Annotated in this window: 18 protein-coding genes; 2 read left to right on the top strand and 16 right to left on the bottom strand. The window is 37.5% G+C overall.

The window, feature by feature from the left end; translation table 11 throughout:
- Positions 1 to 79: 79 nt before the first annotated feature.
- From pta to rplM, 8 genes are all read right to left on the bottom strand, one after another.
- The gene (gene pta / locus NTX65_14270; protein MCX6170507.1) at positions 80 to 2,332 is read right to left on the bottom strand and encodes a phosphate acetyltransferase; all 2,253 of its coding nucleotides are present in this window, start codon (positions 2,330 to 2,332) and stop codon (positions 80 to 82) included.
- A 314-nt stretch (positions 2,333 to 2,646) separates the two neighbouring features.
- Positions 2,647 to 3,387, bottom strand: a complete 741-nt coding sequence (locus NTX65_14265; protein MCX6170506.1) for a hypothetical protein — start codon at positions 3,385 to 3,387, stop codon at positions 2,647 to 2,649.
- A 310-nt stretch (positions 3,388 to 3,697) separates the two neighbouring features.
- A complete protein-coding gene (frr, locus tag NTX65_14260; protein MCX6170505.1) occupies positions 3,698 to 4,258 on the bottom strand; it encodes a ribosome recycling factor in 561 nt (186 codons plus the stop codon).
- Positions 4,259 to 4,279: 21 nt separating this feature from the next.
- The gene (pyrH, locus tag NTX65_14255; protein ID MCX6170504.1) at positions 4,280 to 5,020 is read right to left on the bottom strand and encodes a UMP kinase; all 741 of its coding nucleotides are present in this window, start codon (positions 5,018 to 5,020) and stop codon (positions 4,280 to 4,282) included.
- 57 nt (positions 5,021 to 5,077) lie between these two features.
- Positions 5,078 to 5,947: a translation elongation factor Ts gene (gene tsf / locus NTX65_14250; GenBank protein ID MCX6170503.1), complete on the bottom strand. Its 870-nt coding sequence runs from the start codon at positions 5,945 to 5,947 to the stop codon at positions 5,078 to 5,080.
- A gap of 31 nt (positions 5,948 to 5,978) precedes the next feature.
- Positions 5,979 to 6,944, bottom strand: coding sequence for a 30S ribosomal protein S2 (rpsB, locus tag NTX65_14245; GenBank protein ID MCX6170502.1), 966 nt, complete (start codon positions 6,942 to 6,944; stop codon positions 5,979 to 5,981).
- Positions 6,945 to 7,088: 144 nt separating this feature from the next.
- On the bottom strand, positions 7,089 to 7,475 hold the full coding sequence (gene rpsI, locus NTX65_14240; GenBank protein ID MCX6170501.1) for a 30S ribosomal protein S9: 387 nt from the start codon (positions 7,473 to 7,475) through the stop codon (positions 7,089 to 7,091).
- A 12-nt stretch (positions 7,476 to 7,487) separates the two neighbouring features.
- Positions 7,488 to 7,928, bottom strand: coding sequence for a 50S ribosomal protein L13 (rplM, locus tag NTX65_14235; GenBank protein ID MCX6170500.1), 441 nt, complete (start codon positions 7,926 to 7,928; stop codon positions 7,488 to 7,490).
- Between the two features lie 203 nt (positions 7,929 to 8,131).
- Here rplM and NTX65_14230 point away from each other — a divergent pair, with 203 nt between their 5' ends.
- Together NTX65_14230 and NTX65_14225 are read left to right on the top strand one after the other, a co-directional pair.
- On the top strand, positions 8,132 to 9,169 hold the full coding sequence (locus tag NTX65_14230; GenBank protein ID MCX6170499.1) for an NAD-dependent epimerase/dehydratase family protein: 1,038 nt from the start codon (positions 8,132 to 8,134) through the stop codon (positions 9,167 to 9,169).
- An 89-nt stretch (positions 9,170 to 9,258) separates the two neighbouring features.
- A complete protein-coding gene (locus NTX65_14225; GenBank protein ID MCX6170498.1) occupies positions 9,259 to 10,296 on the top strand; it encodes a deoxyhypusine synthase in 1,038 nt (345 codons plus the stop codon).
- Between the two features lie 301 nt (positions 10,297 to 10,597).
- Here the strand turns inward: NTX65_14225 and NTX65_14220 are convergent, their stop codons facing one another.
- The 8 genes from NTX65_14220 to sufC form a co-directional block, all read right to left on the bottom strand.
- Positions 10,598 to 12,937 (bottom strand): T9SS type A sorting domain-containing protein, encoded by a 2,340-nt coding sequence (locus tag NTX65_14220; protein ID MCX6170497.1) that lies wholly within the window; start codon positions 12,935 to 12,937, stop codon positions 10,598 to 10,600.
- Between the two features lie 17 nt (positions 12,938 to 12,954).
- Positions 12,955 to 13,296: a hypothetical protein gene (locus tag NTX65_14215; GenBank protein ID MCX6170496.1), complete on the bottom strand. Its 342-nt coding sequence runs from the start codon at positions 13,294 to 13,296 to the stop codon at positions 12,955 to 12,957.
- Between the two features lie 128 nt (positions 13,297 to 13,424).
- Positions 13,425 to 13,910 (bottom strand): Rrf2 family transcriptional regulator, encoded by a 486-nt coding sequence (locus NTX65_14210; GenBank protein ID MCX6170495.1) that lies wholly within the window; start codon positions 13,908 to 13,910, stop codon positions 13,425 to 13,427.
- Between the two features lie 168 nt (positions 13,911 to 14,078).
- On the bottom strand, positions 14,079 to 14,615 hold the full coding sequence (locus NTX65_14205) for a BrxA/BrxB family bacilliredoxin (GenBank protein ID MCX6170494.1): 537 nt from the start codon (positions 14,613 to 14,615) through the stop codon (positions 14,079 to 14,081).
- Between the two features lie 89 nt (positions 14,616 to 14,704).
- The gene (locus NTX65_14200) at positions 14,705 to 15,019 is read right to left on the bottom strand and encodes a DUF59 domain-containing protein (GenBank protein MCX6170493.1); all 315 of its coding nucleotides are present in this window, start codon (positions 15,017 to 15,019) and stop codon (positions 14,705 to 14,707) included.
- Between the two features lie 111 nt (positions 15,020 to 15,130).
- On the bottom strand, positions 15,131 to 16,381 hold the full coding sequence (locus NTX65_14195; protein ID MCX6170492.1) for a cysteine desulfurase: 1,251 nt from the start codon (positions 16,379 to 16,381) through the stop codon (positions 15,131 to 15,133).
- A 91-nt stretch (positions 16,382 to 16,472) separates the two neighbouring features.
- Entirely contained in the window at positions 16,473 to 17,801 is a 1,329-nt protein-coding gene (sufD, locus tag NTX65_14190; GenBank protein ID MCX6170491.1) for a Fe-S cluster assembly protein SufD, read from the bottom strand.
- Positions 17,801 to 18,577, bottom strand: a complete 777-nt coding sequence (sufC, locus tag NTX65_14185; GenBank protein ID MCX6170490.1) for a Fe-S cluster assembly ATPase SufC — start codon at positions 18,575 to 18,577, stop codon at positions 17,801 to 17,803. Before sufC ends, sufD begins: the two co-directional genes overlap by 1 nt.
- Positions 18,578 to 18,654 lie beyond the last annotated feature (77 nt).

Below are 18,654 nucleotides of genomic sequence, written 5' to 3'. Positions count from 1 at the left end.
ATTGCAATATAAATAACGAAAAACCCAACTTCTTAATGAAGTTGGGTTTTTTTAAGAATTAGATTTAAGAAGAAGTTTCCTATTTATGATCTTTAGCACCCACAACAGCAATAGCAGTCATGTTAATTATGTCGTTTACCGTATCGCCTCTTTGAATAATATGAACCGGTTTCTTCATTCCCATAAGTATAGGACCAATAACAGTTGCATCTGTTAATCTTTGCAAGAGCTTGTATGCAATGTTTCCGGCTTCAAGTGTTGGGAAGATCAATACATTTGCAGTACCGTTTAATGAAGAGAACGGATATTCCTTTTCAATCTTTTCCGCAACTACCGCGGTATCTGCCTGCATTTCACCATCTACCATTAAATCCGGTCTTCTCTGTTTAACAATTTTTACAGCTTGGGCTACCTTGATTGTCTGCGGATAAGGCGCACTTCCAAAATTGCTGAATGACAACATTGCTATTTTAGGAATGATGTCGAAATCTTTAACCGCCTCAGCGGCGCTGATTGTAATCTCGGCGAGCTCATCGGCTGTAGGATCCACATTTACAGTGCAATCCGCAAAGAAAAATACTTTTCGTTTTATGATTACAATATACATTCCGGATACTACTTTTAAACCTTCTTTTACTCCTATGCATTGCAGTGCGGGTCTGATTGTTTGCGGATAATGCTGGGTTAATCCGCCAACCATCGCATGGGCGTCTCCCTTTTCAACCATCATGGCGGCAAAATAATTTGGATCGCGCATTAATAATTTTACATCGCGCGGAGTAACTCCTTTTCTCTGCCGTCTTTGGTAGAATTCTTCTTCGTACGGAATCCCTTTTGCTGTAGTAATCGGATCGATAATTTCAAATTTCTTGAGATCGAATCCTAAATCTGCAATTCTCGTTTTAATTACCTGCTCATTTCCGAGAAGTATCGGCTTTGCAATATTATCATCGTAACAAGAATTGGCGGCACGTATAATTTTTTCGTCTTCGCCTTCCGGATAAACAACTTTTTTCGGATTCTGTTGAGCTTTGTGGACCATAATGCGGGCAATCTCTGTTGAAAAACCGAGACGTTCCTGCAACTCGATTTTATATGCTTCCCAATCAGTGATCGGATTTTTTGCAACCTTTGTCTCCATTGCGGCTTTTGCTACCGCTGGTGCGACTGTCCATAATACTCTTGGATCAAACGGTTTTGGAATAATATATTCCGGACCAAATGAAAATTCTTTCCCGCCGTAAGCATTAAGTACAACTTCGGGAACTTTTTCCCTGGCAAGACCAGCAAGAGCATGCGTTGCCGCCATCTTCATCTCTTCATTGATTTGAGAAGCGCGTACATCAAGTGCACCGCGGAAAATAAATGGAAATCCCAATACGTTATTAACTTGATTTGGATAATCACTTCTGCCGGTTGCCATAATAACATCTTTTCGCGCATCAACTGCATCTTCATACGAAATTTCCGGATCCGGATTAGCCATTGCGAAAACTATCGGATTTTTAGCCATTGATTTAACCATGTCTTTGGATACAACGTTGCCTTTTGATAAACCAAGGAAAACGTCCGCATTTTTCATCCCATCTGCCAAGTCCTTATACTCAATATTTTGGGCAAATAATTCTTTGTACTTGTTTAAGTCGGTTCTTTTTTTGTTGACATGACCTTTGGTATCAAACATCGCAATATTTTCTACTTTCACACCGGCAGCTACATATAATTTGCAACAAGAAATAGCGGCAGCACCAGCACCGGAGATAACAATTTTTATTTTGTCTAATTTCTTCCCGGCTATCTCAACAGCATTAATTAATGCGGCACACGATATGATTGCTGTTCCATGCTGGTCATCATGAAAGACAGGAATATTCATAGTTTTTTTAAGTTCTTCTTCTATCTCGAAACATTCGGGAGCTTTGATATCTTCCAGATTGATACCGCCAAATGTCGGTTCAAGGAGTTGAACTGCACGGATAACTTCCTTTGGATCGTGAGTTTTTAATTCAATATCAAAAACATCAATATCGGCAAATCTTTTAAACAACACGCCCTTACCTTCCATAACAGGTTTTCCGGCGTGAGGACCAATATCGCCTAATCCAAGAACGGCAGTTCCATTTGAAACAACAGCGACTAAATTTCCCTTGGCAGTGTACTTGTAAACATCGTCGTCGTTTTTTTCAATTTCTCTACACGGTTCAGCTACACCCGGTGTATAAGCAAGCGATAGCTCATGCGCTGTAAAGCAAGGTTTTGTGGGAATAACTTCAATCTTCCCTTTCCTTCCTTCACTATGATAACGCAGAGCTTCTTCTTTGTTGGAACTCATAAAATTATTCCTTTTTAATTCTTGAAATGATTTGAATCGTTAATTAAGAGGTTTTTGTCTGCCAAAAATTATGGATTTATTATCAAACAAGAAACAAGTAAAAAGAAGTGTTGGATTAAAATTGTCAAAAAAAAACCCGGTTTTCCGGGGTTCTAATTTTTTCTAATAGCTAATTGCTTACAGCCCACTTCGACTCGTTGTCGAAGACGAGGCGAGCTAAAAGCTAAAACTACACTTATTCTTGTCGCCGAGGATTATTCCTCGACGATAGTAAACCTGTCCGGATTTCTCTTCGTTCAACATTTTTGGTTCCCCTATTTAATTTTGTAATTTGTTAAAACATATTTTTCCAAGTAACTATATTTTTTAAGACTAAAGTGATAAACCATTTGTATCATACCTACAATACCAATACCCGGTTTAATGAAGTAATAAACCTCATCACGGAATAAAGGTTCAAAGTCCTGCCAAGCCATTTTGTAAACAATGCATCTGAAATCTCCCAGCGGTGTAGTAAATAATGAATCAGTTGATACACAGGTATATTGTGTAATTATATCATAAGGAACATTTGAATAATTCCCCAAGGTTGAATAATAAAATACATGACCGCTTACGGATTCTCCTTTTTTTGCCGGGCAAGGAAATAATAAATCGTTAAACGTCATTACAAGACTATCTTTACTTATGATGCCTGAATAATAAAAACCTTCATTATTTTGATGTACCAACTTACTTCCTCCATATAATACGCTGTAGGAATCATCAAGAGGTTGTAAATCATTACTACATAAACTCATTTGATAATTTGTTTTATTTTTATTATTTGTTAATTGTTCAGAAGGATTGAGAACTATAAAACCGAATCTCCATAAGCTAGAATCTTTTTCTGCGCCAGTTCCTCGATCAAGGTTATATTCCTTATAAATCCAATAATTACCAACACCAAGAGGCATAAGAGGTTCGTGCTCAACTGGTTCAGGTAAAACAAAATTATCGTTACACCCCAGCATTAGAGATATAAGTACAATAGATATAATTGTAATTCTTCTCATCGTTTGCCTCACTATCAAAAAATTTTTTGTTCTCTTCCTTCTTACAAGCCAGGAAGGTTTTAATCTGGGTCGTTGAGGACTATTCCTCGACGACACTTGTTAATATCCGCAATGATCAATTCTTGACAAACTTAAACCCGCCCAACTTCTTTCTGTCAAGCAATGGTCCTTGACAGCCAGAGAAAATTATAGCTTTATTATAAAACAAGAAACAGGTAAAACCATCTTCCAATTGAAGAAAATGAAAAACCCCGACATTTGCCGGGGTTCTTTTTGCTAAAAGCTAATCGCTTACAGCTAACAGCTAAACCTACACTTCCATAATTTCTTTTTCTTTGTGTTTGATGATCTCGTCAATTTTAGAGATATGTTCATCGGTTAATTTTTGTGTTTCCTTTTCGGCTTCTTTTAATTCATCTTCGGTCATACTCTTTTCTTTTTCCAATTTCTTAAGATGATCATTCGCATCACGCCGTACATTTCTTAAAGCAACTTTTGCTTCCTCAGCAAACTTCTTCACTAATTTAACAAGATCTTTTCTTCGTTCTTCGGTTAGAACCGGGATAGGAATTTTTATGTTCGTTCCATCGCTTATTGGATTTAAGCCAAGGTCGGATGCAAGAATTGCTTTATCGATCGCCTGCACCATACTTTTATCCCACGGCGTGATTGCAATTGTGTGAACATCCAGAACAGTAACATTGCCTACTTGATTGAGCGGACTCATAGTGCCGTAATAATCTACTTTTATTCCATCAAGCAGAGCGGTAGTAGCTTTACCGGTTCTTATCTTAGATATTTCCGTTCTGAAAGCTTCAACGCTTTTATCCATTCTATGCCGGGCATCTTTAATTTGTGGATGATTAATCATAGAATCCTCTAAATGTTTATATCAATTTTTATTAGGTTGAACAGAATTTCGAACAGAAGTACCGATGTTTTCCCCGGTAACTACTTTTAAAAGATTATCCGGTTTGTCCATATTGAAAACAATAATGGGAAGATTATTTTCTTTACAAAGACTGATAGCGGTTAAATCCATTACACGAAGATTTTTCTGCATTACATCCAGATAAGAGATTTCTTCAAATAGAGCTGCGCCTGGATTTTTTTCCGGGTCGGAATCAAATACACCGTCAACGCGCGTCCCTTTAAATATAGCATCGGCTTCAATTTCAACTGCGCGTAAAGACGCCGCTGTATCGGTACTAAAATAAGGATGACCTGTTCCCGCTCCGAATATTACAACTCTTCCTTTTTCCAGATGACGGATTGCTCTTCGGCGGATATAAGGTTCCGCAATGGCTTCCATGCTTATTGCGGTCATTAATCTTGTAAACATCCCTTTATCTTCACATGCGCTTTGGAGGGCAAGAGAATTGATTATTGTTGCAAGCATCCCCATCTGATCGCCGGTCACTCTGTCAATACTTTTTCCGTTGGAATTTAATCCGCGGTAGATATTTCCGCCGCCAATCACAATACCGATTTGAACGCCAAGATCATGAACTTTTTTAATTTCACCGGAGAAGAAATCCAAAATTTTGGGATTGATACCAAAATCGTTCTCACCGGCAAGAGACTCACCGCTAAGTTTTAAAAGTATACGATTGTATTTAAGATTCTTTTTCATAATTCCGCTCCAATATAAAAAAAAAGGTCTTATTTAGAAATAAGACCTTCTTTAGAATCACTTCTTTTCATCGCTGAGATGAAAGCGTCTGAATTTGACAAGCTTAGCCTGAGCCGAATTCTTTTTATTGAACTCATCAATAAGAACACTGATCTTTTTGGTGTTGTCTTTAACAAAAGCTTGTTCAAATAAACAATTTTCTTCGTAAAATTTGTTAAGCTTACCAACAGCTATTTTTTCAAGAATCTGTTCCGGCTTGCCTTCTTTGCGTGCTATCTCTTTATAAATCTCAATTTCCTTTTCAACCAAAGACTTATCCAATTCTTCACGGTAAATTGAAAGAGGTCTCATTGCCGCAACTTGCATTGCAATGTCTTTTAAGATCGGCTGAAATTCTGCAGCTTTATCTGCAGGAACATTCTCCGCTTCGATTAAGACGCCAAGTTTTGAACCCATATGAATGTAATCTACAATTTCGCCGTTGGTTGTATTGTCAAGAGCAAAACGGGAAATTTCAATTTTCTCACCGATCTTACCGATTAAAGTATTCAATTCATCTGCAACATTTTTTCCATCTTTTGCCAGAAGTGTTAACGCCGCAACATCTGCAGGATTATTGCTGATGACGAGATCCATAACAAAATTAGCAAAGTTTGTAAAGTCATCACTATTGGCAACAAAGTCGGTCTCACAATTAACTTCTAGAATTGCACCAGTTTTGCCGTCATTGAATACGCGGGTAAGTACAACACCTTCGTTAGCTGTTCTTTCTGCTCTCTTAGCTGCAACTGACGCACCTTTCTTTCTTAATATTTCAACAGCTTTTTCAAAATCACCATTTGATTCTGTAAGAGCTTGTTTACAATCCATCATACCGGCACCGGTCTTATCTCTTAACTCTTTAACTTGATTTGCACTAACTGCCATAATTTATTTACCTCAATTTTTTCAAAAACTTTTAGTTTGTTTTCTCTTCAGATTTATTTTCAGCAACGTCTGCCGGTTTATCAGCTGGTTTTTCAACCGGTTTATCAACTGGTTTTTCAACCGGTTTATCTTCTCTTCTCGGTGCAGGTCTTTCACTGCGGTTATCTCTTCTATCCCTTTGCTGAGGTCTTCTATCTTCTCTTCCATCAATCTTTACTCTTCTAACTTTACCTTTACTGTCTTTCTTCTCAGTGTCTTGTTCATCTTTTTTATCTTTTTCTTTTTCAGCAACTTCATGTGCTCTTAATTCTTTTCCTTTTAGATTGCCTTCTATAACTGCATCGGCAATTACTTTAGTAATAACTTCAACTGCGCGGGAAGCATCATCGTTAGCCGGAATGATATAATCAACCGGGTCGGGATCGCAGTTTGTATCTACGATTGCGAAGATAGGGATGTTAAGTTTCAATGCTTCGTTAACTGCGATAGATTCTTTTTTAATATCAACAATGAATAGAGCACCGGGCATTTTTGCTAATGTTTCAACACCATCCAAAACTTTTCTTAATTTATCTTTTTCGCGTGTTAATACTAAACGCTCTTTCTTTGTAATCTTTTCGAATGTTCCGTCGCTTTCCATTTTCTCGATATTTTGTAAATGCTTTATGCTCTTACGGATCGTTTGAAAATTAGTAAGCATTCCGCCAAGCCATCTTTCGCTTACCCAGTTGCTGTCCGAACGTCTTGCTTCCGAAGCGACAGTTCCTTTAGCTTGTTTTTTTGTACCGACAAAAAGAACGCGTTTACCCTGCGAAACAATTTCAGTCATTGCTTCTGCCGCGGCGTCAACGGCTGCTTGTGTTTTTTTCAAATCAATTATATGAATACCATTCTTCTCCATGAAGATAAATGGTTTCATTTTTGGATTCCAACGGCGTGTTAAGTGCCCGAAATGTGCACCTGCTTCAATAAGTTGTGTGAGTTCTACTCGTGGCATGTTTTCTCCTGTTTATCTTCTACTCTTTTCATCTTTGCCTTCCATCTCTTTTTGTGTGAGACACAGGGGACAAATCCGAGAGTATGAATGTTGTTAATTAATTTTTTAAGAAAAGCCCAACCGGTAAAAGTTGGGCTTGTAAAATTATCTCTTAGAGAATTGGAATCTCTTACGCGCTTTCTTTTGTCCGTATTTCTTACGCTCAACCATTCTTGGATCTCTTTTCAAAAGTCCTTCGGATTTCAATGATGGTCTGAACTCTCCGTTAATAGATTCGAGTGCTCTTGAAATTGCCAAACGAATTGCATCAGATTGACCGGAAATACCGCCGCCGGCTGCATTTGCAAATACATCATACTTGCCAAGCGTTTCGGTTGCAACAAATGGAAGCAACAGGTTATCTCTATGTTCTTTAAGCGGAAAATACTTTTCTACTTCTTTATCGTTAACAGCAACTTTTCCGGAACCGCTTCTGAGATAAACTCTAGCAACGGCATTTTTTCTTCTTCCGACAAAAATTTTATCTGTCATCAAATCACTCCATTAAAAACTTAATACTTCTGGTTTCTGAGCGCTATGCGGATGGCTTTCGCCTGCATACACTTTTAATTTCTTAATTAATTGTTTACCAAGTTTAGTTTTTGGCAACATACCTCTTACAGCAGTTTCAACAGCAAATTCCGGTTTCTTTTCCATCTGCTCTGCAAAACTTCTGAACCTTCCGCCACCAGGATACGTAGAGTGGGTGAAGTAGGTTTTCTGTATTTCTCTTTTACCCGTCATACGAATTTTATCGGCATTAATAACAACAACAAAATCGCCGGCATCCATATTAGGTGTAAAGACTGGTTTTTCTTTTCCGCGAATGACGCGAGCGACTTTAGCGGCTAAACGACCCAAAACTTTATCTTTGGCATCAATTACATACCATTTTTGATTAGCGTCTTCGGGTTTAATAAATCTTGTAATTCTTTCCTGCTTCAAAACATCCTCCAGAAACAAAATGCTATTTTTCAAAGGGTGTAAATATATTTCTATAGAGTTAGAATGTCAAGAAACAGCAATTTTAAATTTTACCCCATTTTTAAGTCAGAAAGCATTAATTCCCATATTATTAGCCGTGGTTGAGTGAAATGTACAACTATAACCGGAATTTGACTAAATTTGCCGCAACTTTGTGGAACTGAATGAAAATACTTGTAACAGGCGGAGCTGGATTTCTTGGAATTAATTTGATCCGTTATCTAGTTGAGAGAAATCATGATGTAATTTCTTTGGACATTGCAGATTTTGATTACCCGGATATGAAAGACAAGATCAAAATTATTAATGGAGATATCCGTAATCACGTTGTTGTAGAAAATGCTATGAAAGGAGTTGATGTTGTTATTCATACAGCAGCAGCTCTTCCACTATATACTCCCGAAGAAATTTATTCTACTGATGTAAAAGGAACCCGTATTCTTCTTCACGAAGGATTTATGAAAAAGATCGACCGCTTCATACACATTTCATCTACAGCGGTTTATGGTATCCCCGATCATCATCCTCTTTATGAAACTGATAAACTTGATGGTGTCGGTCCGTACGGCAAAGCAAAAATAGAAGCTGAAAATCTTTGTCTTGAATTCCGTAATAAAAATATGTGTTTGCCTGTGATTAGACCGAAATCATTTATCGGTCCGGAGCGGCTTGGAGTGTTTGCGCTTTTTTACGACTGGGCAAAAGACGGTAAGAATTTTCCTATGATCGGCAGTGGCAACAACAGATACCAGCTTCTTGATGTTGATGATTTGTGCGATGCAATTTACAGTTGTATTACTCTGCCGAAAGAAATTGTGAATGATACATTCAATATCGGTGCTAAAGAATTCACAACCATGAAAGAAGATTATCAAGCTGTTCTTGATTATGCAGGCTTCGGTAAAAAAATTATCGGTCTTCCGGCATCACCGATAATATTCACTCTAAGATTTCTTGAAGCATTGAAACTTTCTCCGCTTTACAAATGGGTTTATGAAACCGCTTCTAAAGATTCATTTGTTTCAATTGAGAAAGCAGAAAAAATTTTGGGATTCTCTCCCAAGTATTCTAATAAAAACGCTTTGGTTAGAAATTACAAATGGTATCTGGAAAATCTTGAATCATTTAAAAATCAATCCGGTATCAGTCACCGCGTTCCGTGGAAACAAGGAATACTTTCGCTCGCAAAAAAATTCTTTTAGCTGAAAGCTGACAGCCGAAAGCTGATAGCTTTTTCATAAGAAGTATTTATATTTGCAAACAGAAAAATTAATTATCAAAGGAAAATAAAATGGCAGCAAAGAAAGATTTTTTGAAAGAAACTATTCAGCATATCGATATAAAAGAGCACAATGTTGTTAAGCTGGTTGATTCAATGGAAAAGATGGCTTTCAGCGCGCGCGATCTTAGCCGTGCCGCAAAAATTTACGATATGATGCTTAAAGATAAAGAATGTGCCGTTATTCTAACTCTCGCCGGAAGTTTATTCAGCGCCGGTTTGAAGAAAGTAGTTTTCGATCTTGTTAATAACAATATGGTAGACGCAATTGTATCAACCGGTGCTGTGATGGTTGATCAGGACTTTTTTGAAGCGCTCGGATTCAAGCATTATATCGGAACTCCTTTTGTTGATGATAATGTTATGCGCGATCTTCATATAGACAGAATTTACGATACATTTATTGATGAAGACGAACTGCGTATCTGTGATGAGACAACCGCAAAAATTTTCGATTCACTCGAGCATAGACCGTATTCATCGCGGGAATTATTAAGACAATTCGGCAAATATCTTGATGAGAACGGCGGACCGAAAGTTGATGACAGCGTAATCTATGCCGCATACAAGAAGAACGTTCCAATCTTCGTTCCGGCGTTTTCCGATTGCTCTGCCGGATTCGGAATTGTTATGCACCAGGTAAAAAATCCCGAAAGTCATGTTTCAATTGATTCCGGAAAAGATTTTCTTGAACTGACTCAAATTAAACTGCATAATAAAGAAACCGGAATTTTTATGATAGGCGGAGGAGTTCCTAAAAACTTTACGCAGGATATTGTTGTTGCAGCAGAACTTCTTGAAGAAGATGCATCAATGCATAAATACGCAGTTCAAATTACAGTTGCTGATGTACGCGACGGCGCTCTCTCTTCGTCAACATTAAAAGAAGCAAGTTCATGGGGTAAAGTTGAAACGACTTACGAGCAAATGGTTTATTCGGAAGCTACACTTGCTATGCCGCTAATTGCCGGCTATGCTTACCATAAAGGTTCATGGAAAAATAGAGTTCCGAAAGAATTGAGTACAATCTACTCAAAAGAAAAAGTATAAACATTTTCTCATTTATAGATAAAAATTTTTGAAAATAAAGATGATTGTCTTTGCGATCACGCCAAAGGCGGGAGAAGCAAACTAAAACTTGCTTTTTGAATCCAAATTGAGATTGCTTCGTCATTTTCCCGAAGGGATTCCTTCGGAACATTCCTCGCAATGACCGCTGTGAAGTAATATTTCAGAGTTCTTTAAAAACAAAAAAACCCGGTTCGTAGAATCGGGTTTTTTATTTTATCAACAACTTTCATTTCACGTTTTTGCGTCTCACGTTTATACTTTTCACGTTTTACGTTTTACATTATTTCATCAGCACCATCTTTTTTGTCTCAACAAAATTACCGGATCTGATTGTGTAGAAATAAATCCCGCTGGATAATTGCGAATTGGAAATTGAGAATTGAGAATTATGATTTCCTGCTTGCTGGAATTCGTTTACAAGAGTTGCTACTTCTCTTCCAAGCATATCATACACTTTTAATGAAACTTGCCCGCTAACCGGCAGCTGATAACTTATTACGGTACTAGGATTAAATGGATTAGGATAATTCTGAGCAAGTTTGAAAGATGACGGCATTAACTCAATAACGTCTTTTACTCCTGTCGGCAAACTAACGTATGCACGGATTAAATAAACAATAAGCGAATCTTGAGGGTTGGTATCATCAACAGTAAAATTATACCATTTTCTAACATCATTATTGGTAGTATAGGTTAGGCTATTTGATGAAGGTTGATATGTATTCATAATTCTATTCGGACCTGTTGCGACACCAATTTGATATGTGCCTTCAAGTACGAATGAAACGACAAAGGATGTGCTAGCATCTATATTGTAGTTTCGCAAATCCACTTTTACCCAGTTCGTCCATTGAGGTGGATAAGTGCCGGATACATAGGTTTTACCAGTTGCAGTTATCGGTACAGCTAATTGTTTTCCGAATAAAGCGGAACCGGAAGTAGCTTTACGCCAAACTCCACCGTTTATTGAGCTTAATGTTCTTAAAGCAACTCTTATTGAGTCCAGTTTTGTACCGGGAATACCGTCAAACACAACAGCAACTGAATCACCTGCTGGCCAATTCCAAATACCAGTAGGCTCGGTATTATCATAAGCGATTTCCGTCGGCTTGTTTTCATTAGTACCGGATGAAGTATAGGAGTAGGCGAATGGTATCGAATTAGGATTTAGGACAGCATCATTATTATCGTTATGGCAAACAAGGAAAGTTACATTTGTATAGTCTGTACCAAAGTTTGGTTCGGTAAAATTGCTTCCCGGAGTGACAACCGAAACTTTCTTTCCAGCCGGACCGGTTTCAATCGCTCTTAATTGTAATGCGGTTTTACCATTAGTATTAAAATTTGCCGTTAAATTATTTCCTGATATATAAGAGATATATTCAGCTCCCAATTTATAAACGGCATCGCTTTTATATGTAACATTTGGATCTGCATTCATAGTGGTTGCTGGAACTTTCGGTACATTCGGATAAATGTAACCCCATTTGGTATCTACGTTTCTATCATTAAGAAAATTCGCAATCCACCAATCAACCACAATATCACTAAATCTTCTTGAAGTAGGTACAGCTGGAAGAGCATCTATATTAAGCGCATTAATACCTGTTCTTGTGGATTGTGTAAAAGATTTAAGTACACCGACACCAAATTGTTCTTTCAGGTATAGGAAAAAACGTGCGGCGCGAGAATAATCTTTTATTACATCTGTTGCATCATTATTTGGATTCCAGCCTAACATATATCTGTTCGTGCTTATATTATAATAAGATGATTGGCTGTACAGAGGATATCCATTAATTACTTCCGCTACAAGGGAACATCCCTCATCAAAAAATGTTTCTTGTTGAGCTGCTGTTAACATTCCATGGTAATTGTATTGAATCATGTGCTGAAATTCGTGAGCGAGTGTACTTAGCCCGGTTATTAATCCGCTTGAATTTGATATATCAAGTGGATTGGCATCAAGGAAAAACATTTCGGCTTCATTACTATTTGAGTATTGCAATTTGGAATACTCATTTATTGGATGAAAATAGCCGACAGTATAACCACCCGTGTGTGTTACACTGTAACTATCTAAAATATCAAAAATCAGTATAATGATCTTAGTGTCGTGATCAACATCGGGTGGATCACCATAAGTTTCTTTGTCGGTTTGAAAAATTCCTTTATTAGAATTAGGTACCGCATTTTGTGAATCAAATGCAATCCTAATTTGATCAACAGCAGTTTGAGTAACGCGTGTGCCCCAAACAGAGTCCGCAACAAAGATATAACAATTAGAACCAACAGAAGCTGCGCGGCATGTTGTGGGAATTGGATAAAAAGGAGTAGAAGTACCTGGTCTACGATCGCTTACAATCCAGCTTTTAATACTACCAACAGTAAAGTTCCATGCAACTTTTTTAAGATTTGTCTGAATCGGCTGGCCAAGCTTAGCGTAATCAATCCCGTTCGCTTTATCAAAAGCTTCATTTGATTCCCGCGCATCAACTGGATAACTTTCTCCGTTAGAAAGAGCAGATTCATCAACCTTCTGCATATTCAATTTGGTCTGAGCAAAAGAGATTGTAAAAACAAAAAACAGGATGGGTAAATATATTTTAAATGATTTCATGTTTCCCACGCTTTAGATTATTTATCATCTTTAGTTAACGGAATAATTTTTTCAACAGTGATAGTTGAATCTCCTTCTTCTTTCTGGAGACTACTATAAATGATATAGTAAAAACTCCCTTGCTTCTTCCACAGTTCCTCTTTCAATTCTTTACTGCACTGTAGAATGTAAATCATATCATCGTCGGTTTTAACTGCAAGTTTAGTGAACGGCTCATTGCCAACAACAGTTATGTAGCCTTTTACAAAACTTTCGTCATTGCCGTTATTACCGCAGTTACAACTACAGCCGGTAAAAGATGAAGCAGCTGCAATTATAGTGCTTGCTAGGATAAGCAAAAAAATTCTTTTTTTAGTCATTGGTAATTCTTGTTTTAGCCGGTGAACAAAATAAATAAATGAATCGTTCATTGCAAAGCAGAAAATCGGTGTTTAGTTGTTTGTGGTTGGTTATTTGATACCAATCACTAACCACCAATGACTAATCACTAAGATTCAATTTCTTTCAGCTCTTCTTTTATTTTTGAATTGCCGCTGAGTTCATCATACATAAAATTTTCTCTTACCATTAAATCTTTCAGAGTCATTTTAGAAACAATTGAATCAACGGAATCTTGTATCATTTTCCAGAGAGAGCGTACCGAACAATCAATTGAGTTTGTGCAGATGTCCATTGCTCCTGTGTGAGTATTGCAGAATTCATCATCAAATAATCTGCCGCCGAGGACTTTCAAAATATCGCCGACGGAAATTTGATCAGGCGGACGTGTTAATGTGTAACCGCCGATTTGTCCTCGCGAACTTTCTAATAATCCGCCGATGCGAAGCACGCGCAAAATTTTACCAGCATTGTGTTCACTGATTCCTTCCGCGCGGCTTATCTCCGGAATAGTCAAAGATTTCTCAACGGAATAAAATTTTGCTATCCGGAGTAAACATCTAAGTCCATATTCTTCTTGCGCACTGAATTTCATATTGTTTTCACTTATAAAAAATTCATTTCACTATTTTAAGTGAAAGTCATTGCGAGAATCCCGACAAAGTCGGGAAACGAGGCAATCTAAAAAAAGATGAGATCACTTCGTCCCGATAAATCGGAACTCGTGATGACATACAATCTTTTCAATCACTCTCATGCTCTTCTAATTTCTATTTAACGGTATTTTAGATCCGCATGTTACAGCATGAACCAGCTCGGCATATTTATCGGGAGAAATTGACGGTCCTTGAGCTTTGCATTGTTTATTAAAAATGGATTGCAATTCATTTGCAATATCCTCAGCATCTCTTCCTTCAATATGATGACGCGGCATTGTATAAACAACTTCTCCATTCTTAAAGAGTGCCATAAACGGCGATGACGGCGGAATATTTGAGAGATATTTATTTCTCAGATGATCTACCGCTTCCCTGTCTTGTCCAGCGAATACGGTTACAAGTCGATCCGGTATTATATCGTTTTGAAGAGAAAGCGCTGCAGCGGGGCGTGCGCTTCCTGCAGCGCATCCGCAAACTGAATTTATAAAAACGAAAACAGCTTTGTCGTCACGATTTGAAATTAACTCTTCAACTTTTTGCGGGGTGGTGGCTTCTTCAAATCCTACATAAAGAAGTTCATCACGCATCGGTTGAACTGCTTCAGGGTCGTAAATTGGTGCTTTCTGATTTATGTTAAACATGTTTCTGCCTTTCTTGTAATATTGAGGAGCGAAGCGACGAAATATCTCATAATACTTAAATTGAGATTCTTCGCATCGCTCAGAATTAATTATAAAAACCCTAATTCCAATTTTGCTTCTTCCGTCATTTTGTCAAAACTCCATGCGGGTTCCCAGACCAGATCAACATAAACATCTTTGACGCCATGAACGCTCTTTACTTTTTCTTTTACATCGCCGGGCATACTTCCGGCAACCGGACAACCCGGAGAAGTCAATGTCATTTTAATATATATATTTCCTTCATCGTCAATTTTAATTCCGTAGATCAATCCTAGTTCCCAAATGTCAACCGGAATTTCGGGATCGAAACATGTTTTGAGCACAGAAATAACCGCTTGTTCTAATTTTCCTTTGTCTATCATAAATTTTCCAAACGCTTTTTGTTTATTCTTTGTGCCTACGTGTCTTTGTGGCTAAAATTACTTCCGCCACCAAGACACTAAGATTCAAAGTTCAAAATAAAATTCTCTTTATTATGCAAACATTTTTTTTACTTTATGAATTCCCATAACGAGCTTCTCAATTTCTTCTTTTGTGTTATAGAACGCGAACGATGCCCGCGCAGTTGCCGGCACGTTAAATCTTTTCATTATCGGCTGAGTGCAATGGTGTCCGGTTCGTATTGCAATTCCGTCGGTGTCAATAATTGTCCCGATATCGTATGGATGAATCCCTTCAATCACAAACGATATTACAGATGCTTTTTCTTTAGCGGTTCCTATAATTCGCAATCCTGGAATTTGCAAAAGTTGTTCTGTTCCATATTGGAGAAGAAAATTTTCGTGCTCAATTAAATCTTGACGGTCAAATTGATTTAAGTAATCGATCGCCGCACCAAGTCCGATTCCACCGGCGATGTTCGGTGTACCAGCTTCAAATTTTCTTGGAATATCATCGAATGTGGTTTCTTCGAACGTAACCGTGCGTATCATATCACCGCCGCCTTGATAAGGAGGCATCATTTCTAAAAATTCTGTTTTGCCGTAGAGAATGCCAATGCCGGTAGGTCCAAAAACCTTATGACCGGAGAATACATAAAAATCCGCATCTAATTCTTGCACATCAATTTTGTAATGAGGAATTGCCTGAGCTCCATCGAGTAGAACAGGCACTCCGTGCGAGTGTGCTATCTCAATTATTTTTTTTACCGGATTAACAGTACCAAGCGAATTGGAGATATGAACTACCGAGACAAGCTTTGTTTTTTCGTTAAACATTTTTTCGAAAGTTTCCATATCCAGTTCACCGGCGTCGTTAATAGGAATGACTTTCAGATTTGTCTTTTTTCTGCCGCCCATTAACTGCCAAGGCACAATATTGGAGTGATGTTCCATATTCGAAATTATGACTTCATCACCATCCTTAAAATGTTTTGCTCTACAAAGCGATGATGCTACGAGATTAATAGCTTCTGTAGCGCCCCGGACAAATACAATTTCCGAAACGCTCATTGCATTAATTAGTTCTTTCACTTTAAGCCGCGTTGTTTCGTATTGCTCGGTAGCAAGTTCGCTTAAGAAGTAAAGACCGCGATGAATATTTGCGTTATCATAAGTATAATATTGTGTTAGAGCGTCGATGACCGCTTGCGGTTTTTGAGATGTTGCTGCATTATCGAGATAGACAAGAGGTTTTCCATTTACTAATCTTTTTAAGATTGGAAAATCAGCGCGAATTTCTTCAACATCAAATTTTCTTTTTACTTCCGGGATTGCAGTTATCACTTTTCACCTTTTAATGGAACGCAGAACTTTTATGATGATTATGATTTTTTATGATCAGCGAAAATCATATAAAATCATGATAATCCGTGTTCTATTTTTCATTTTCAATTTCAATTCTGTGAAGATGATCAAATATCATATTATTGATCTGCTCTTTCAACGGTTCAATCTTTATAGTCTCAATTACATCATTTGCAAATGCTCTAATCAACATTGATTTAGCAAGTTCTTGCGGTACACCGCGTGAACGAATGTAAAACTCCGATGTCTCATCAAGATGACCGACTGTTGCGCCATGAGAACATTTAACATCATCTGCAAAAATTTCAAGCTGCGGTTTTGTATCAATAGTTGCACCTTTAGAGAGTAAAATTGTTTTGTTCTGCTGATACGCGTTTGTCTTTTGCGCGTCTTGGCGAACAATAATTTTTCCGTTAAATACGCCGCGAGAATTATCGTCGAGAATTCCTTTATAAAGTTCGTTGCTCATACAATTAGGTTTTGCATGATCGATAAATGTATGGTTGTCAACGTGCTGCGTTCCGTTTGCCATATATAAACCGTAGTAATGCGTTTCGATATTCTCGCCATCGAGCAAAGAATTTATATCGTTGCGCACAATCGCTCCGCCGAAAGTCACATTGTAATGATTGAAGACGCTATTCTTCTTTTGCTGTGCCTGCACTTTTTCAATATGGTATGAATTCTCATTCTCATTCTGAACTTTGCAGAGATTAACTATTGCATATTCATCAACAAAAACTTCAGTAATGATATTGCTGAAGTATTTTTCTTCTCCGTAACCGCTGTAATTTGCAATAACACTTACGTATGATTTTTTTCCGGCGACAATCAAATTTCTTGGAAGAGAAAGGACTACTTCGTTCTCGCTTGTGTTTAGATACAAAACTTGAATTGGTTTCTCGAGTTCAATTCCGTCCGGTACAATAACAACAAGACCATCAAGCGCATAAGCCGTATTCAAAGCGTTAAACGCGTTATCAATTTTTGAAATCTTATTAATGTAACTGCTGAGAATTTGAGGATCTTCTTTAGAAATTTTCTTCAAACTTCCTAAAACAACACCTTTTGGAAGCTGATCGATTCTGCTTAATTCTTCAGAAAAAAATCCATTTACAAAGACTAATAAGTGGCAATCAAAATCTTGAAAGAGAAATTTTTTGATCTCCTCCTTGGTAAAATTTGGTATTGTTGTATTAACTGCCGGGACAAAATTCTGTTTTAGAATCGGCGATACGTTTGTGTATTTCCATTCTTCGTTTCGGTTTGTCGGAAATTCAAGTTCAGACAATCTGTTCATCGCTTCTTTGCGGATATCATTTAAAAATGATTTCGATTCTCCGTTTAATTTCTTTTGAAACGTATTGAAGTTTTCTATATAAAATTCTTTACCGGTCATTATTTCTCCAATCGCACATTTTCAGTCTCAACTTCTTCTGTTTTGATCCAATCGTAACCTTTTTCTTCCAGTTCAAGAGCTAATTCTTTTCCACCGGATTTAATAATTTTTCCTTTGTAAAGAACATGAACAAAATCCGGCTGTATATAATTGAGCAGTCTTTGATAGTGAGTAATTACTAGGAATGCATTTTTTCCATTTTTATAAACATTCACTCCGTCTGATACAATTCGGAGCGCGTCAATATCAAGACCAGAATCTGTTTCATCCAGAAGAACAAATTTCGGTTCAAGCATCAGCATTTGAAAAATTTCATTTCTTTTCTTCTCACCGCCGGAGAAACCGACATTAACATAACGGCTGATAAGCGTTTCATCGAGACCAAGAATTTTTGCTTTCTCCTTAATCTTCTCAAGAAATTGTTTTGGAGTTAATTCCGCTTCGCTTTTATATTTTCTAATTTCATTAAGAGCTGTTTTTAGAAATGTCGCGTTACTGATTCCGGGAATTTCCACCGGATACTGAAATGCAAGAAACATTCCTTCCCTTGCACGTGTTTCGGGATCCATTTCAAGCAGATTTTTTCCCTCAAATAAAACTTCTCCACCGGTTACTTCGTAACTTTTATTTCCAGTTAACACATTAGCTAGTGTACTTTTTCCGGAACCGTTAGGACCCATTATAGCATGAACTTCACCAGTTTTTATTTCCAGATCGATCCCTTTAAGAATTTCATTTCCTTCTACATTTGCACGCAGATTTTTTATTGATAACATTTTTTCCTCAGTTTTCAGCTGTCGGCATTCAGCCATCAGCTTTAATTATAAATTCTCAATTATAAATTAGCAATTGC

The organism is Ignavibacteriales bacterium (assembly GCA_026390795.1).
GTDB lineage: Bacteria > Bacteroidota > Ignavibacteria > Ignavibacteriales > Melioribacteraceae > Fen-1258.
Note: the sequence above shows the minus strand (reverse complement) of the source record. Positions and strands in the feature narration are given on the sequence as shown.

Excerpts from the sequence above, each read along its gene's own strand:
- pta (MCX6170507.1), bottom strand. The coding sequence starts at position 2,332 with ATGAGTTCCAACAAAGAAGAAGCTCTGCGTTATCATAGTGAAGGAAGG.
- NTX65_14265 (MCX6170506.1), bottom strand. The coding sequence starts at position 3,387 with ATGAGAAGAATTACAATTATATCTATTGTACTTATATCTCTAATGCTG.
- frr (MCX6170505.1), bottom strand. The coding sequence starts at position 4,258 with ATGATTAATCATCCACAAATTAAAGATGCCCGGCATAGAATGGATAAA.
- pyrH (MCX6170504.1), bottom strand. The coding sequence starts at position 5,020 with ATGAAAAAGAATCTTAAATACAATCGTATACTTTTAAAACTTAGCGGT.
- tsf (MCX6170503.1), bottom strand. The coding sequence starts at position 5,947 with ATGGCAGTTAGTGCAAATCAAGTTAAAGAGTTAAGAGATAAGACCGGT.
- rpsB (MCX6170502.1), bottom strand. The coding sequence starts at position 6,944 with ATGCCACGAGTAGAACTCACACAACTTATTGAAGCAGGTGCACATTTC.
- rpsI (MCX6170501.1), bottom strand. The coding sequence starts at position 7,475 with ATGACAGATAAAATTTTTGTCGGAAGAAGAAAAAATGCCGTTGCTAGA.
- NTX65_14230 (MCX6170499.1), top strand. The coding sequence starts at position 8,132 with ATGAAAATACTTGTAACAGGCGGAGCTGGATTTCTTGGAATTAATTTG.
- NTX65_14225 (MCX6170498.1), top strand. The coding sequence starts at position 9,259 with ATGGCAGCAAAGAAAGATTTTTTGAAAGAAACTATTCAGCATATCGAT.
- NTX65_14220 (MCX6170497.1), bottom strand. The coding sequence starts at position 12,937 with ATGAAATCATTTAAAATATATTTACCCATCCTGTTTTTTGTTTTTACA.
- NTX65_14215 (MCX6170496.1), bottom strand. The coding sequence starts at position 13,296 with ATGACTAAAAAAAGAATTTTTTTGCTTATCCTAGCAAGCACTATAATT.
- NTX65_14210 (MCX6170495.1), bottom strand. The coding sequence starts at position 13,910 with ATGAAATTCAGTGCGCAAGAAGAATATGGACTTAGATGTTTACTCCGG.
- NTX65_14205 (MCX6170494.1), bottom strand. The coding sequence starts at position 14,615 with ATGTTTAACATAAATCAGAAAGCACCAATTTACGACCCTGAAGCAGTT.
- NTX65_14200 (MCX6170493.1), bottom strand. The coding sequence starts at position 15,019 with ATGATAGACAAAGGAAAATTAGAACAAGCGGTTATTTCTGTGCTCAAA.
- sufD (MCX6170491.1), bottom strand. The coding sequence starts at position 17,801 with ATGACCGGTAAAGAATTTTATATAGAAAACTTCAATACGTTTCAAAAG.
- sufC (MCX6170490.1), bottom strand. The coding sequence starts at position 18,577 with ATGTTATCAATAAAAAATCTGCGTGCAAATGTAGAAGGAAATGAAATT.